The following is a 16771-nucleotide window of genomic DNA, read 5'->3' on the forward strand; positions in this document are numbered from 1 at the left end:
AACCCCTTAATGGTGAAATAGCGCTATTAAGGGGTTTGTTGTAGGTAGTTAAGAGAGGGGAGGTACAATGAAACTATTAAAACCAACAAATGAACATAGTGAACAAATTATGGAGTATCGGGAAGCGTTTTTATATGCTGACGAACAACCACACGGCAGTAGTTCTTTACATAATTTTGATTCTCTCCATGAATGGTTTGAAAAAGTGAGTAAACAGGAACTGGGAGAAAACTTACTAGGTAATCGAGTACCATCTAGTCAATTTTTAAGTGTTGAAAAAGGGGAACTTATAGGTTTTGTGAATATTAGACAACGATTAAACGAAGAATTATTGCGGGAAAGTGGTCATATTGGATATAGTGTTCATCCGAATAAACGTCGCCAAGGTTACGCGACAAAACAATTGAAACTCGCATTATATGAAGCACGAAAGTTAGGGTTGCAGAAAGTGTTAATAACTTGCGATAAAACTAATATTGCTTCGGCTAAAACGATTCAAAAGGTTGGCGGTGTGTTAGAAAATGAAGTAGTTTCTTCTCATAGTGGGGAAATTGTTCAGCGTTATTGGATAGAAATATGATTTAGTGGAACAGTGAAAAGGAAATATAATGCGTCATATCGAAGTAGATAAATGAAAAAGTAAGAGTAAGAGTGTACTGCAATTTTAGGGGGAAATGAAGTGGTATTAAAAGAGAAAGCAATAGAAATGTCGGAGATTTATAGGAGAAATCCGAAGATTGAAGCTGTTATTTTAGCGGGTTCAGTAGCTAGAAAGTTAGAAGATGAACATTCAGATATAGAATTACATATTTTATGGTCAGCACCACCAGAGGACGAGGATCGTAAAGGGCCTATTAATCATATTGGTGGAACAATATTGTCATATCATCCTTACGAGGAAGAAGAATGGTCGGAAACATATTTGACAAAAGAGGGAATTAAATTAGAGATTAGTAACTTTTTAACTGAAACAGTAGAGAAAGTGATTTTAGGTGTGGTGGATCAATATGATATAAGTTATGAAAAACAATGTATTGTCTCATCCGTTCATGATGGTGTTAGTTTGTATGGAGAAGAGAAAGTACAGGAATTAAAAGATAAAGTGGTATCATATCCAGAAGACCTAGCGAAACGGATGATTTCAGAAAATCTTTGGTTAAGCAATCGCTGGCATAATCGCGAGGCTCTTTTAAAACGAAAAGATTGGCTTATGCTTTATGATGTTATTTGTGAAGTGCAAAGAAATATATTTGGGGTCTTATTTGGTCTAAACCGAATGTATGTGCATCATCCTGCATTTAAATGGATGCCGAATAATGTGGAACGAATGAGTATTAAGCCTGAAAATTTATATGAGCGTATGGAGAATACGTTAATAGGGAAACCGGAGTATAGTGTACAGGAGTTAGAGGTGTTAATCGAAGAGCTATTACATTTAGTAGAACAACATGCTCCAGAATTACATATTGTTGAACAACAAAAACATATTCAATATGCGAAGTAGAAAAGAAGGGATGTAACAATGCGTTACATCCCTTCTTTTTATTTGATTAATTTACCTAGTACGGGTAATCGCTGAATCCTATCACCGAGAATATGTGAAGCAAGTCCGCTTGTTAATACGAATAAAAGGTAAACAAGTCCTCCTGCGACGCCACAAATACATACAATAAGCAGTGATTCGATATAAGATTGTCCAGGAATTAACCATTTTAAAATTGCTTTTAATGCGATTACAACAGCAGACATTGCTGCGGAATAAATCGTAATAAGAAATACTGTTTTTGCTGTTTCGCCAATTTTAAATTTCGCAAACTTAACGATGCAGTACAACATAATAACATTGGAAACGAGGTATCCAAGAATTGTTCCCATTACAGCACCGTGTCCGCCAAATAAATGTAAGAGCGGTGTATTTACTAAAACTTTAACGAGAATACCGGCTGAGAATGCAATCATTGTTTTTCTTTGATAATCGATTCCTTGTAAAATAGCTGCTGAAACTGTGAAAATCGCACTTAATATAGCAGAAGGTGCAAATGAAATTAAATATTGTGATCCACCAAGTGCAATTTCAGGATTTACATAAACCATACGGAATGCATCGTGAGCGATGCTAGCAAGACCGAATGCAGCTGGGATAGTGAAGAATAACAAGACTTGAAATATCTTTGAAATTTGTTCTTGTAATTCTTCTAGTTTCCCGCTTGTATAAGATTTCGTTATAGCTGGAATAATCGTTAACGAGAATCCAGTTGCAAGTGAAGCTGGAATCATAATTAACTTTTGGGCATAGTTCGTTATATAAGCGAACACTGCATTCGCTGTTTCTAAAGGCTCGCCCATCGCTCTAAGGACATCAGCTACAGTATATTGATCTACTAACGTATAGAGCGGGATTGCAATACCGACAAATACAATTGGGATTGCATATCGAAGTAATTCCATATAAATATTTTTTAATGGAATATTTGATGCCCTTGACTTTAATTCTCCTTCGGGAGGCTTTAATCTATTATATTTTTTCCAGTACAACGTTAAAATTGAAACGCTGGCAATCGCTCCGATAACAGCGCCAAACGTAGCAACTGCAACAGAAGAAGCTACGGAACCCCCTAATAGTTTTGAGACGATAAAACTACCAACTAAAATGAAAACAACGCGTGCAATTTGTTCTACGACTTGAGAAACGGCACTTGGTTTCATATGTTGAAAACCTTGGAAATAGCCACGTGTAACACTCATAGCTGGTACGATAATAAGTGCGAAACTTAATGCTCGCATCGTAAGTGTTACATCGGCGATAAATTGTGGATCTGGCGTTTTCGAGCGAATAATAAATTGTGATATGTATGGTGCCCCAATAAATAAAATTAAAAATCCTAAAAAGCCCATAAACAGCATTAATTTTACACTAGAGTTGTATAATTTTTTGCTTGTACTATAATCACCGAGCGCATTATGCTTTGCAACAAATTTGGAAACGGCAATAGGAATACCAGCTGTTGAGAAGCTTAATAAAATACCGTACCAAGAGTATGCATATCCATATAAAGCGACCCCTTGTGTTCCGACTAATAGTTGAAAAGGGAAGAAGTATATAAAACCTAATATACGTGAAATCATTGTTGCACCACTTAATAAAGCAGTACCTTTTAAAACTTTTGAAGTAGACAAAATTCTTTCCTCCTACTCGTGCTGTCTTGCATTTATCGTATACTACTATAAACCTGTTAGAGAAGTTAATATAGTATGGAACATAAATATTCTAATATTATTCATTTAAAAGTCATATTTTACATTTTTTAAATAGAATGTAATACATAAAAATTCAAAATATAAGTTGACACTATTTTTAATGTGTGATAAAAATGATAGTAATCAATTCGGAAAATAATATTTGGGCAATGAAAGGGTATAGTAGTGAATATCTCCCTATTTCAGAGAGCTGATGGTTGGTGTGAATCAGTATATAGATTATTCATGAAGTTCGTCCTGGAGCATCTTTCATAAATCTCATATTTTGAGGAAATGAAAGACGGTAGTTTATACCGTTATCAAATAAAGTGGTGAAGATTGTTTCACAACTAGGGTGGTACCGCGATATTTATCGTCCCTACGTATTTACGTAGGGACGTTTTTTATTTAGGTCCTAACTTTGTTGTGGCTTCATAACTAGGGTGGTACCGCGATAATTTATCGTCCCTACGTATTTGCGTAGGGGCGTTTTTTATTTAGGTCCTAACTTTGTTGTATCTTCATAACTAGGGTGGTACCGCGATATTTTTGTCGTCCCTACGTATTTACGTAGGGGCGTTTTTTTATGATTAGGGAGGAAGTGAACGTATTAGAAAAGAGTATTGATAGAACAATATAAATACTGAACTGAAACAAAGAAAAAGAGACAGAGAGGAGATTAACAAATGAATTCACAGCAATGGACATCAAAATTAGGTTTCGTATTAGCTGCAGCAGGTTCAGCAATTGGTCTAGGGGCGATTTGGAAATTCCCATATATGGCCGGCATCGGAGGAGGCGGGGCGTTCTTCCTTATTTTCATCGGTTTCACATTATTAATTGGTTTACCGCTATTATTAGCTGAATTCGTTATCGGAAGAAGTACACAAAAAGAGGCTGTTGATGCGTATAGAGAAATTGCACCAAAAACACGATGGCCGTGGTTAGGGAAATTAGGGATTGTAACTTGTTTCATATTACTTTCTTTCTACAGTGTTGTAGGAGGCTGGATTTTATTATACTTATGGAATGCAATTACAGGTAGACTATGGGAAGGGAATGGGGCATACGAAGCTACGTTTGGTGAAATCATTTCCAATCCGTATTTAGCAGTTGGATCACAGCTATTATTCATCCTTATTACTATTTTCATCGTAAGTAAAGGTGTACAAAATGGTGTTGAAAAAGTAAATAAATATTTCATGCCAGCATTATTCGTTTTATTCTTTGTATTAATCGTTCGTGCCCTTACATTAGACGGCGCAGGAGAAGGCGTTCGTTTCTTCTTACAACCTGATTTCTCACATGTAACATCAGAAGTTATTTTATATGCGATGGGTCAATCATTCTTCTCATTATCGGTCGGTGTAGCAGTAATGGTAACATATAGTTCATACTTACCGAAGGAAGAAAGTTTACCGCGTTCAGCATTTTCTATCGTAGCTTTAACATTAGTAATTACATTACTTGCAGGACTTGCAATTTTCCCAGTAGTGTTCGCATTTGGTATGGAACCATCTCAAGGACCGGGGCTATTATTTATCGTATTACCAGCTATTTTCAGTAAAATGGCATTCGGAAAATTATTCTTCATCGTTTTCTTATTACTATTCTTCTTTGCTACTATTACATCAGCAATTTCAATGTTAGAAATTAGCGTTGCATCTTTAACTGCAAAAGGTAAAGGGAAACGTGAAAAAATGGCTTTAATTGTAGGATTATTAATCTTCATTGTTGGAGTACCATCAGCATTATCATTTGGTATATTAAGTGATCTGAAGATTTTCGGAAAGACAATCTTTGATTTAGCGGACTATGCAGTGAGTAACGTACTAATGCCACTTGGTGTTTTATTAGTTTCCATCTTTGTTCCTTTAAAAATGAAGAAAGATGTATTAATGAAAGAGCTTGGTGTAAGTAAAAATAAAGGCTATAAACTGTTCGTATTATGGTTATTCTTACTTCGCTTTATCGCACCAATTGCGATTATTATCGTATTCTTAAATGTACTTGGCATTATTTAAAAAGAAAGGTAGCGTATCGCTCTATGATACGCTACCTTTTTATCCCGTATTAACGGGAAGTAAGACCCCCGCCTCAAAACTCAGCGAAAGTGAAGAATTTAGGTGGAGGATCAACTGCCCGTAAAAGCCCCCACTGATTAAAGTTTTACTTTATTTTGCTCTTTTTTGCAGTTCGTTTACTGTTACGAACTGATAGCCCTTCTTAGATAAAGAGTCTAAAATACCTTCAATGGTCTGTAAATTTTCATTAGCCCCATCATACATAGAGTGTAATAAAATGATAGAACCTGGTTTTACATTTTTATTAATATATTCAATTTTATCGGACGCAGATTTATAAAAAGTATCAGGTTCAAGGTCCCATATGATTGTTTCGATATTATTTTTATTTAAATAATAGGGCAGACCAATTAGCTTTTTACCGTTAGGTGGTCTAAAATCAATTTCGCCTGTATATCCTGTTTGGCGGATTAATGCATTCGTTTTTTCTATTTCTTCTTTAATAAAAGAAGGTGTTTTAAAAACCATTCTGTTATGAGAGTATGTATGGTTTCCAATTTGGTGTCCAGATTGTACGATATTTTCTCCTAACGATAAGTTTTTCTCTAGTTCATTTCCGATTAAAAAGAAAGTAGCTTTTGCATTGTATGTATCTAGTAGCGGTAATATTTGTTTTACATTGTTCGTAGGGCCATCATCAAAAGTTAAAGCAATCACTTTTTCATTTGTTTCTACTCGGTTTGTTAAATCTCCAAACAATTGAAAACTTCTTGCGTTCATCAATTTGTATGTTCCGAACAATGCTACAGTAATAATGAATAATGTAACGATTGTAATGATTATTTTCTTTTTCATAAAGTAACCTCACTATATTTTTGGATTGGACTAAAAAGTATTATATCAAACTAAGTAATTTCATGCTTTAAAAAGGATGTGGATGCAAGGGGAAGGGATTTATCATATAATAAAATGCAAAAGGTATATTAGGAGGTGTTTATATGGCGATTACAATTCAATTGCCGGACACTGCAGCGTCTCATGCAAAGCCAAGTATGGAAATGGCGATACTTTGCGTGAGGTAGAAAAGTAATATACAATCGCCTAAAATGAGCTCGTATCATTTTTTTATATTTGGCTTTGCACCTTATTGAAATGAACCATAAAAAATAAGGGGCGAGCAGAAATGAAATACGTTAAAGCTGCGACGGTTTTACCAGAAAGTTTAATTACTGAAATTCAAAAGTATATACAAGGTGAAACAATTTACATTCCAAAACAAGAAACGAAACATTATAAATGGGGTACACGATCTGGAGGAAGAAAACAATTAGATGAAAGAAATAAAACAATTAAAGAAGCGTTTAAAAGTGGAGTTTCCATTCATCAACTTGCAGAGGAGCATTTTCTTTCCGGAGAAACGATTAAAAAGATTGTGTATTCTAAATGAAAATAAAAGAGTCTAGTTCAATTATAAAATTGAACTAGACTCTTTTTTTCTTTGTATATATTGGATATATTGGTTTTAAATAGGAATGATAATAGTAAAAGTGAATCGTGATTGTACGGCATAGAAATGTGAATAGGAATAAAAATGTTATATTTCATATGACAGAAAGGTGACTACATATGAATCATTTAGGACAAATAACGATAGAACTGTTTGTTGGTTTTTTTGTTCTATTGGTTGCGACTAAAATATTAGGGAAAACACAAATATCTCAGTTAACGCCATTTGATTTTATTTCTGCCATTGTTCTTGGGGAATTAGTCGGAAATACGATATATGACCCTGAAGTGAGAGTATGGTCTATTTTATATGCGGTACTTGTATGGACAGTGTTAATTTACGCAATAGAAGTGATAACACAAAAATTTAGGGGGACAAGAAGGTTTTTTGAAGGATACCCTTCTATTATCATTCGAAATGGACGTATTGACAGAGAGCAATTAAAATCGAATCATTTGGATATTAACCAATTACAACAAATGCTAAGACAACAAAAAGATATATTTTCAATCCGAGAAGTTGAGTATATGATTTTGGAACCAAATGGAAACATAAGTGTATTGAAAAAAAGTAAATATGAATCTCCCACTATAAATGATTTAAGTTTAAAACATAAGCCTGTTTACTTACCTATTTCATTAATTAGTGATGGGAAAGTAGTGAAAGATAATTTGAGGGAAGCAGGTTTTGATGAAGGATGGCTTTATAAACAAATAAAGCAAAAAGGGATTACTAAATTTGAAGATGTATTATATGCAGAATGGAAAACAGATGATGGCTTCTTTTGTCAAGAAATGAAGCAGTAGAACATAATTGATGTATGTAATATTCGTTTCTAAGTTATCTTTTACATATCAAAAAGCTGAATCTATGTATACAATAACACTAGATCAACAATTTGTATGGAGTGATAAAGATGGAAGCTTTTATTAGAAGTGATCAATACAATTTTATAAAGTCACAAGCTTATATTTTAGCAAACGGGCATGCAACGGCAAATGATAGAGGTGTAATTCAAGCGTTAAAATCACTAGCGATTGAAAAGATAATACATGTATTTGAGAATTTAACGGATGAACAAAAAGAGTTAATTGATACGGTATTAACAGTTCAAAATAGAGAAGATGCAGAATCGTTTTTAATGAAAATAAATCCGTATGTAATTCCATTTCAGGAAGTTACAGCGCAAACATTAAAAAAATTATTTCCTAAAGCGAAAAAATTAAAACTTCCTGATATGGAAGAACTGGACATGAAAGAATTATCTTATTTAAGCTGGATTGATAAAGGGTCAAGCAGGAAATTTATTATAGCGAAAAATGATAAAAATAAGTTTGTTGGTCTGCAAGGAACGTTCCAAAGTTTAAATAAAAAGAGTATTTGTTCATTATGTCATGGACATGAAGAAGTAGGGATGTTTTTAGTTGAAATTAAAGGTGATGTACAAGGAACTTTCGTTAAAAAGGGAAACTATATTTGTAAAGATGGTGTAGCTTGTAATCAGAATATGAAATCTCTTGATAAATTGAACGATTTTATCGAACGATTGAAGAAATAAAGAAAAAACCTCTAGTATTTAAACTGGAGGTTTTTATTTTTTGAAGAAGTAGTAATAGGCTTCTTTTATAGCTGTAAATTTATAAAAAAAGTCGGGTCATTTATAATGAAATTAGATAAAAATATCTATTTGGATACAGTTGCTTATATGCAAGGAGGTAAAACATGAATTACGAAGAGATATTAAAAGTGAAACGGTGGCCTAAAGGTACGATAGCGGCAGGTCGTGGTCATACAGTTGCTCTTAAATCGGATGGCACAGTTGTGGCAGTGGGGCGAAATAAAGAAGGAGAATGCAATGTAAGCCGTTGGTGTGATATTGAAGCAGTCGCAGCGGGCAATGTTCATATGGCGACGAACACGGGTAATGCTCATACAATCGCTCTGAAAAGTGATAATACTGTGGAAGCGGTGGGGTGGAATAAGCATGATCAATGTGATGTAAACGAATGGCATAATATTGTATCGGTTGCGGCGGGATGGCGTCGTACCATTGGACTTAAACCGGATGGCACGGTAATAGCGGTGGGGCGAAATAAAGAAGGAGAATGTAATATAAGTAGCTGGAGAAATATTGTGGCGGTCACGGCGGGTGATTGGCATACAGTCGGTCTTAAATTGGACGGCGCAGTGACGGCAGTGGGGAATAATCGATATGGCCAATGCAATGTAAGTGAATGGCGTGGAATGGTGGAGTTGGCGGCAGGTTACCTTCATACTGTTGGTTTGAAAACGGATGGAAAAGTGATGGCGGTGGGTAATAATAAACTTGGTCAATGCGATGTAGGCAGCTGGAGAGATATTATGGTAATAGCAGCTGGTACGAATCATACAATCGGACTTAAATCAGACGGTACCGTGGTGGCAGTAGGCTGGAATGAGTATGGTCAATGTAATGTAAGTGATTGGCGCGATATTGTAGCGGTAGCAGCTGGTTGTGCGCATACGGTCGGTCTTAAATTAGATGGCACGGTGGTAGCAGTAGGTGATAATACATACGGTCAATGCGATGTAGGTAGTTGGCGCAACATTCGATTGCCTGGCAAATAGTTAATGTACAACAAATCATTAGTAATATTATTCTATTTTAGGAGTAATTATGGAATAGAACATGTACATAAGAGTCCCTTTTCAAAAGGGGGTCTTATTCTTTTCCGTAAAATGAAGGTCTAAATGGAGTTTTTAAACAAATCTTATTTCAAAGCTACAGTAGAAGAGATAAATAAGACATAGGAGAGCTGAAGAAATGCTTAAAAAGTTTTTGCTTTCTTTACCGGATGTTTTACTTGTATGCGTTGTTCTCTACATAACATACACAACTACTTTTAGTTTTGGACAGACATTAGTAATTTCAATTGCAATCGGAATCATTGGTGGTCTTGTTATAAGAATTTGTACGGATGTATTCACGTATATAAGATGGACAATTAAACAGAGGAAATCTTGAATATGTTGTATTGCTATTAGGAGGGAATGAAATGACTAAGAAGAAGAGTAGAGTGAAAAATGAAATCGCACTTTGGACATTGACAGCGGTTGTTCTCATCATTGCATGGTACTTTTTTCAAAGATAAAAATGCATCGTACTTAAAAGGTACGATGCATTTTTATTATTTTTTTTGCCAATTTTCTTTTATAAAGTCTTCACGGCCAGATTCTTTTTGCTCAGTAGCATATTTTTCTGGGTTCTTTTTATAGAAATGTTGATGGTATTCTTCAGCCTCATAAAAAGGTGCAGCCGGGCGAATTTCAGTTATGATTGGCTCTTTAAACATACCGCTTTCTGCAAGAGCTTGTTTTGATTTTTCAGCAAGCTCTTTTTGCGTTTCATTATGATAAAAAATAGCAGTGCGATAAGAGGGACCACGGTCAAAGAATTGTCCGCCATCATCAGTTGGATCGATTTGTGGCCAATATAAATCTAGTAATTTTTCATATGGAAAAATAGAAGGATCGAATGTAATTTGTACAACTTCTAAATGACCAGATGTACCAGCTTTTACTTGTTCATATGTTGGGTTTTCTACATGACCACCTGCATAGCCAGAAAGTACTTTATGAATACCAGGAAGTTCATCAAATGGCTTTACCATGCACCAAAAGCAACCGCCTGCGAAGGTTGCGAGTTCGTATGTTTTTTCGGACATTGTTGTAATCCTCCTAAATATATATGTTTTATATAGTATTATACAATCTTTTTTATTACGCAATAAAAAAGATTTAGAAGTAAAGAAAAATTGAAATATATTTCTTTATAAAGTCTTTAAAATTCCTTCAAAGTTTCTTTTTTTCTGAGTGTTATGATGTAAATCGAAGTGAATATGTGAGGTGATAGGCAATGAATCCACGTATGAAAATTAATAGTTTACAACAAAAAATGAAAGAGAGACTAATATGAAAAAGGAATTTATACAAAGCGATTTAAGAAATATATTGATTGCGGCATGCTTACTATTAGGGTTAGTTATTTTTGGATATTTTTTAATAAATAATTACCCAGGTACAAATGAAAAAAAGAAGTTAACAGATGCAACATCTACTTCAGAATCAATTACATCTATTGCTAATTCAGATGCCAAAAAAAGGGTTACAAAAACTTTTAATATTACGGCGAAAGTAGCAAGTTTAGATTTGGGAGATGGGAAAAAGGTAGATGCATGGACCTTTGATGGAACATCACCGGGTACTCAAATTCGAGTTAAACAAGGTGAACGTATTGTTGTAAATTTGAAAAATGAATTGCCAGAACCGGTTACAATCCATTGGCATGGATTAGATGTTCCTGCGGCGGTAGACGGTGTTCCAGGTGTTACGCAAAATGCTATAAAACCAGGTGAAACATATACATACGCATTTAATGCTAATCAGGTAGGGACATATTGGTATCATTCACATCAAAAAAGTGCAATACAAACGGAACGGGGACTATTTGGAACCATTGTTATTGAACCGAATAAACCAGCTGTAAAATATGAAAAGGATTATACAGTGGCGATCCATGAATGGAAAACAGGAGCCATAAAAACCGGTAAGCATAATGGCGAACAAGATAAAGATTGGGATAGCTATCCTAGCAATCATATTCGAAATGAAAAGGCGCAAACTTTAGAAGGACCGTTAATGATGCCAAGTAATGATCAACTCAAAGATTTATCTGATGGAGATGATTACGATGTATTTACATTAAATGATACAAGTGAGGGACTACGATTGGATGCAAAACCAGGTGAAACAGTACGCCTTCGCTTAATTAATGCTGGGAATAATACGCATTTAATGACATTAGTTGGGGCGCCATTTCAAATTATCGCATTAGATGGTCGTGATATAAAAGGTGGGGACGAGCTAGATAAAGCAATTCTTCCGATGGGAGTTGCACAACGTTATGACCTTGTTTTTAAAATGCCGGAAACAACGAGTGTAAAACTTATTAATGTGGATCCATCTAAGAAAATGAATCGAATGTTAACGGCGACTATTGGGAACGGTTCTTTGCCGAAAAAACCTATTGATATAAAGAGTTATCCATGGTTTGACTTTACGAAATATGGAGAAAAAGAAGTTGGCAAGTTTACGATAGATTCAAAGTTTACAAAGGTCTATGATATGGATTTGGCAGAAGGTGTGAAAGATGTAAATGGACAAGAAAAATGGGTGTATACGATTAATGGAAAGACATCACCTGATATTCCACCCATTAAAGTAGAGAAAGGAGATAAAGTTAAGATTCGCTTTAAAAATAAGGGAGAAGAAATTCATCCAATGCATTTGCATGGACATACATTCCAGGTTATTTCTAAAAATGGTAAACCAATGGAGGGAAGTCCGATTTACTTAGATACAGTTAATGTTTTTCCGGGAGAAGAATATGAAATTGCTTTAGAGGCAAATAATAGTGGACTATGGATGGTTCATTGTCATCATCTCGTTCATGCGGAAAAAGGAATGCATACGATGATGAATTATGAGGGGGTAACTACTCCATTTTCTACCGGAGATCACTCAGGTAATCATCCAGAATAATAATAAGGAGGTTTTCATGCTTTATAGAATGATAGTATTTATTTTAACAAGTGTAAGTATATTTTTATTTTCTCATAGTAGTGTATTTGCTCATACAAGTGTTGTAGGAGCCACCCCTAAAGAGGGGGAGGTTCTTACAGTACAACCGGAACAGATTATTCTTGAATTTAGTGAACCAGTTACAGGAAATGTAGTCAATATTGAACTGCTAGATCCAAGTGCAAAGAGAGTGCAAGTATCAAAGGTTGAAATATTAGATAACCCCAAAAAAATAAAAGTGAAATTACCAAACTTAAATAATGGTACTTACACAGTAAGGTGGTCTATGATTTCTGCAGACGGACATCCGAGTGAGGGAGGCTATCCCTTTTCAATTGGAGAAGAATTACAAACTAATGTAGTGGTAGAGGGAAATGCGAGTGGGAGTGGCTCAGTATTTTCAGATGTTATGATAGTAACACTACGCTATATTGTAGAGGGAATGATTTTAATTGGAGCAGGAGTAAAGTGGATCGATATGTTTGTAAAACGTTATAGATTACCTTCCATATTGCAAAGAATGAAGAATATGAAAAAGATTTTCTTCTCTATACTTGTAGTAGGATTAATAGCCGAATTAATAGTATATAAGTCAGTTATTCCGAAGGGAAGTTTACTTATTCATTCGCCATTTTCAGTTATTATTATGATTCAACTGCTATTATTAGTTCTTATGTCTTTACAGCATATGGGGAACGAATGGTATGCGCTAGTTTGGGGATTTCTTGTTGCGAGTTTTTCTTTCACAGGTCATGTATGGATTACGAATCCAAATTGGGCAGCAGTTATAATTAGAATGGTCCACGTTATGAGTATTGCAGTGTGGCTAGGAGCACTTATTTATTTAGCTCTTGTTATAGCGTGGACAACATTATACAAAATTACATTTGATCAAAAGCGTTTCCGTAAACATTTTAGTATTATTGCTGGTATTTCATTTATTCTAGCATTTCTTTCTGGGGAATTAATTGTGTTTTTACAGACGAGGAATTGGGTACTTTTTAATTTTAATTCAATATGGACGAACCTTTTAAATATAAAGATTCTTACTGTATGTATAATTACAATTGTAGCATGGAGACAAACGAAAACATGGGGTAACGATATTGGAACAGTTAATCGCCGTTTATTGCTCTTAGAAATTGTTCTAGCTATACTCGTATTATTAGCTGGTATTTGGATGAGTCAAGTTTCGTTTCCGGTGAATTCTGTAACAAGCTAAAATTATAATGTTCATAGGAGTTCTGTAATGTCAATCCGTATTAGATTGCTGTTGTCGTATGTTGCGATGGTAATTATTCCAATCGTTTTTTGCGGTATAGCAGTTATTTTAATTAGTGTTACTTTATTTGGTGATATTCGTATTGCAAAAGCAATCATTGGTCTTAATCAAAATAGTCATTCTCTCATTGATAAAGAGCAGGAGGGAGCTATTCGTACAAAAGAAGATGAAGATGATATTTTTAGTAGGTTGAAAATTCTTTCATCGTATGCTCCAGATAAATTGGAGGATATAAATTTTTTAAAGGAAACTGATAAAGAATTAAACGATAATCAAGCAGGATTACTAATTCGAAAAAATGATGAGCTTACATATTCATCCCCATATTTTAAAATCTCTTCGTTTGATAAATACCTACCCGCATTTGAAACGGAAGGACAAAGAAAGGGAATGGATGTGAAAATAGAGGGTAATTCTTTTTACTATAAGCAATTTGATTACTACGATGAAGAGAAGGATAAGGTTAGTATTTTTGTATTTGAGTATGTAAATCCTTTAGAAGAAATGATTAGAGAATTTTTCCCGTATTTCGTATTCTCTTTAATACTTGGGTTAATTATTACGAATGGAATATTAACATATTTTATATCACGGAGTATTATTAAACCATTGCATTCATTAAAGCAGGCAACGGAAAGAATTCAAAAGGGCGATTTAGATTTTCAAGTAAAGCCACTTGCGAAAGATGAAATAGGTGAATTAAGTTTATCGTTTGAAGAGATGCGTGGCAGGTTGAAGGAATCGGTCGAGTTGCAAATGCAATATGAAAAAAATCGTAAAGAGTTGCTTTCAAATATTTCTCATGATTTACGGACGCCAATTACGGCTATTAAAGGTTATGTACAAGGAATTAAAGAGGGTATCGCTCGAACTCCAGAACAATTAGATAAATATTTAACGATTATTTATCATAAAGTGTTTGATATGGATCAATTAATTGACGAGCTTTTTCTCTTTTCAAAACTTGATTTAAAAGAGGAACCGTTTCAATTTGAAGAGGTTGAAATTAATCAATACTTATCTGATTGTATAGAAGAACTACAGCTTGAATTACAAGATAAGGGAATTGCAGTGAGATGGGATGCTCAAAAGGATACTTCTATTTTGGTAAAAGGTGATCGTGAAAAATTACGACGCGTTATTACAAATATCATTTGGAATAGTGTGAAGTATATGGATAAAGAAGAGGGCTATATAGGAATTCGCATGACTGAATCTATTGATTATGTAACGATTTACATAAAAGATAATGGGGTAGGAATAGAAGAGAAGGCGTTGCCTCATATATTTGAAAGGTTTTATCGTGCAGATTATTCTAGAAATTCTAAAACAGGTGGAAGCGGACTTGGTTTGTCAATTGCACATCAGATTATCACACAACATGGTGGTGATATTTGGGTAGAAAGCAAAAAAGGTAAAGGAACGACGCTGGCATTTACATTACAAAAAATCAATTAGAAAAAGGAGAGCATCTTGAAAAGAATTTTAATTATTGAAGATGAAGCAATTATAGCAGAGTTAGAAAAGGATTATTTAGAGGTTGCTGGGTATACAGTAGATATTGATTACTCTGGCGAAAAAGGTTTACAAAGAGTTCTTCTGGAGGATTATGACTTGTTAATTTTAGACATAATGTTACCGGGAATAGATGGATATGAAATTTGTAAACAAGTTCGATTGAAAAAGGACATCCCAATACTTATGGTATCCGCAAAACAAGAGGAAATCGATAAAATTAAAGGGTTAGGTTTTGGAGCAGATGATTATATTATAAAACCGTTTAGCCCGAGTGAAATGGTGGCACGTGTAAATGCTCATCTAGCTCGTTATGATCGTTTAACAGGAAAACGAGAACAAATAAAAGATGAAATTCGTATTCGAGGATTGCTTATTGATAAATCGGCCCGACGTGTATTTGTAAATGGAACTGAGGTCATGCTAACAGGAAAAGAATTTGATTTATTAACTTGTATGGCAGAACATCCAAATCAAGTATTTAGTAAAGATCGTCTCTTTGAAACTGTATGGGGGATGGATGTAATTGGTGATGCAGCAACGGTTGCTGTACATGTGAAAAATATTCGTCACAAAATTGAACTCGATCCATTCGATAAATCATATATCGAGACAATTTGGGGAGTAGGGTATCGTTTTACACAATGAAAAAGGCCAGCAAAAGTGCTGGCCTTTTTTTGCGTAAGTAGATTAAGAAATTACAAACAAGATCCTCCGCTCACATCAATTAATTGTCCAGTAACCCAGCGGCTGTCTGGAGAAGCGAGAAATGCCGCGGTATCGGCAATATCTTCTACTTCACCTAAGCGATTAAAAGCGGAAATGGTAGTAGCGTACTGTTTCATCATTGGGTCGCTCAAGAGTTCCGCATTCATATCTGTTTTAATAAATCCAGGAAGTATTGCATTCACTGTTATTCCTCGTGCTCCGAGCTGTTTTGCTAGTGTGAAAGTCATCGTATTAATAGCGCCTTTCGTCATACTATATGCAACGAAATCAGGTAAAGAAATACGAGTGGCAGCGGATGAAATATTAATAATTCGGCTATTGTCACGTAAACGAGATAGAGCTTGTTGGATGATAAAGAATGGTGCTTTTGCATTTACTGAAACCATTCTATCAAAAAATTGTTCAGTCGTTTCTTCAATAAAAGCACCAGGACCAATTCCAGCGTTGTTTATTAAAATATCGAATTTAGTACTACCAGTTCTTTTTTGTAATTCGTTATCTAAAGAACTATAAAGGGTTTCTACACCATGTAAAGATTCAAGGTTTGCACCGATAGAAAAAGCAGATCCGCCATTTGATTGAATTTCATAAACAGTTTCTTCAGCATCTTCTTTTCGATTTCCGTAATGAATAGCAACTAATGCACCGTCGTTTGCTAAACGTTTTGCAATAGCACGTCCAATTCCTCGGCTTGCTCCTGTAACTAATGCCACTTTTCCTTTTAACATAGTTTTCTCATCTCCTCAAAAAATTTTATATGTTATTAAGTTGTTTTTCTTTATGTAGTAATGCGAACATACTTAAGTAATATATGAGTATGTGTAAGAAGTTCATTCCGATTTTGTTTTGAGAAAAAAT

16 protein-coding genes and 1 other annotated feature are annotated in these 16771 nt (G+C 34.6%); of the genes, 12 read left to right on the plus strand and 4 right to left on the minus strand.

Features of this window, described 5'->3' with window-relative positions; genetic code table 11:
- Window positions 1–67: 67 nt before the first annotated feature.
- Both MKX31_RS07140 and MKX31_RS07145 read left to right on the plus strand, forming a co-directional pair.
- Entirely contained in the window at window positions 68–580 is a 513-nt protein-coding gene (locus MKX31_RS07140) for a GNAT family N-acetyltransferase (RefSeq protein ID WP_098103296.1), read from the plus strand.
- A gap of 99 nt (window positions 581–679) precedes the next feature.
- Complete coding sequence (locus MKX31_RS07145) at window positions 680–1504, plus strand: DUF4037 domain-containing protein (RefSeq protein WP_064476446.1); 825 nt, start codon at window positions 680–682, stop codon at window positions 1502–1504.
- A gap of 38 nt (window positions 1505–1542) precedes the next feature.
- Here the strand turns inward: MKX31_RS07145 and MKX31_RS07150 are convergent, their stop codons facing one another.
- On the minus strand, window positions 1543–3177 hold the full coding sequence (locus MKX31_RS07150) for a putative polysaccharide biosynthesis protein (protein WP_064476445.1): 1635 nt from the start codon (window positions 3175–3177) through the stop codon (window positions 1543–1545).
- Window positions 3178–3398: 221 nt separating this feature from the next.
- Window positions 3399–3621, plus strand: a binding site (T-box leader).
- A 302-nt stretch (window positions 3622–3923) separates the two neighbouring features.
- Here MKX31_RS07150 and MKX31_RS07155 point away from each other — a divergent pair.
- Window positions 3924–5261, plus strand: coding sequence for a sodium-dependent transporter (locus tag MKX31_RS07155; RefSeq protein WP_064476444.1), 1338 nt, complete (start codon window positions 3924–3926; stop codon window positions 5259–5261).
- Between the two features lie 150 nt (window positions 5262–5411).
- Here the strand turns inward: MKX31_RS07155 and MKX31_RS07160 are convergent, their stop codons facing one another.
- The gene (locus MKX31_RS07160) at window positions 5412–6116 is read right to left on the minus strand and encodes a polysaccharide deacetylase family protein (RefSeq protein WP_098111633.1); all 705 of its coding nucleotides are present in this window, start codon (window positions 6114–6116) and stop codon (window positions 5412–5414) included.
- Window positions 6117–6444: 328 nt separating this feature from the next.
- On the opposite strand from MKX31_RS07160, the gene MKX31_RS07165 reads away from it, so the two are divergent.
- The 5 genes from MKX31_RS07165 to MKX31_RS07185 all read left to right on the plus strand — a co-directional run bounded on the left by MKX31_RS07165 (window position 6445) and on the right by MKX31_RS07185 (window position 9772).
- On the plus strand, window positions 6445–6708 hold the full coding sequence (locus tag MKX31_RS07165; protein WP_064476442.1) for a CD3324 family protein: 264 nt from the start codon (window positions 6445–6447) through the stop codon (window positions 6706–6708).
- A gap of 179 nt (window positions 6709–6887) precedes the next feature.
- Window positions 6888–7574 (plus strand): DUF421 domain-containing protein, encoded by a 687-nt coding sequence (locus MKX31_RS07170; RefSeq protein ID WP_064476441.1) that lies wholly within the window; start codon window positions 6888–6890, stop codon window positions 7572–7574.
- Window positions 7575–7684: 110 nt separating this feature from the next.
- Window positions 7685–8326: a FusB/FusC family EF-G-binding protein gene (locus MKX31_RS07175; protein WP_000387068.1), complete on the plus strand. Its 642-nt coding sequence runs from the start codon at window positions 7685–7687 to the stop codon at window positions 8324–8326.
- 164 nt (window positions 8327–8490) lie between these two features.
- Window positions 8491–9375: an RCC1 domain-containing protein gene (locus MKX31_RS07180; protein ID WP_064476440.1), complete on the plus strand. Its 885-nt coding sequence runs from the start codon at window positions 8491–8493 to the stop codon at window positions 9373–9375.
- Window positions 9376–9571: 196 nt separating this feature from the next.
- Window positions 9572–9772: a hypothetical protein gene (locus tag MKX31_RS07185; RefSeq protein ID WP_000913390.1), complete on the plus strand. Its 201-nt coding sequence runs from the start codon at window positions 9572–9574 to the stop codon at window positions 9770–9772.
- A gap of 163 nt (window positions 9773–9935) precedes the next feature.
- Here the strand turns inward: MKX31_RS07185 and msrA are convergent, their stop codons facing one another.
- A complete protein-coding gene (gene msrA / locus MKX31_RS07190) occupies window positions 9936–10472 on the minus strand; it encodes a peptide-methionine (S)-S-oxide reductase MsrA (protein ID WP_064476439.1) in 537 nt (178 codons plus the stop codon).
- Between the two features lie 247 nt (window positions 10473–10719).
- On the opposite strand from msrA, the gene MKX31_RS07195 reads away from it, so the two are divergent.
- From MKX31_RS07195 to MKX31_RS07210, 4 genes are read left to right on the plus strand one after another with little or no spacing between them, the layout of a single operon-like run.
- On the plus strand, window positions 10720–12348 hold the full coding sequence (locus MKX31_RS07195) for a multicopper oxidase family protein (protein ID WP_340980439.1): 1629 nt from the start codon (window positions 10720–10722) through the stop codon (window positions 12346–12348).
- Between the two features lie 16 nt (window positions 12349–12364).
- Window positions 12365–13609: a copper resistance CopC/CopD family protein gene (locus MKX31_RS07200; protein WP_222660984.1), complete on the plus strand. Its 1245-nt coding sequence runs from the start codon at window positions 12365–12367 to the stop codon at window positions 13607–13609.
- 27 nt (window positions 13610–13636) lie between these two features.
- Window positions 13637–15127 carry a sensor histidine kinase gene (locus tag MKX31_RS07205; protein ID WP_064476436.1) on the plus strand — a complete coding sequence of 497 codons (1491 nt, stop codon included), beginning with the start codon at window positions 13637–13639 and terminating at the stop codon, window positions 15125–15127.
- A gap of 15 nt (window positions 15128–15142) precedes the next feature.
- Window positions 15143–15832 carry a response regulator transcription factor gene (locus MKX31_RS07210; protein ID WP_064476435.1) on the plus strand — a complete coding sequence of 230 codons (690 nt, stop codon included), beginning with the start codon at window positions 15143–15145 and terminating at the stop codon, window positions 15830–15832.
- A 50-nt stretch (window positions 15833–15882) separates the two neighbouring features.
- Here the strand turns inward: MKX31_RS07210 and MKX31_RS07215 are convergent, their stop codons facing one another.
- Window positions 15883–16641 carry an SDR family oxidoreductase gene (locus MKX31_RS07215; RefSeq protein WP_064476434.1) on the minus strand — a complete coding sequence of 253 codons (759 nt, stop codon included), beginning with the start codon at window positions 16639–16641 and terminating at the stop codon, window positions 15883–15885.
- Window positions 16642–16771: the final 130 nt, after the last annotated feature.

The organism is Bacillus sp. FSL M8-0063 (genome assembly GCF_038005545.1).
Taxonomy (GTDB): Bacteria; Bacillota; Bacilli; order Bacillales; family Bacillaceae_G; genus Bacillus_A; species Bacillus_A wiedmannii.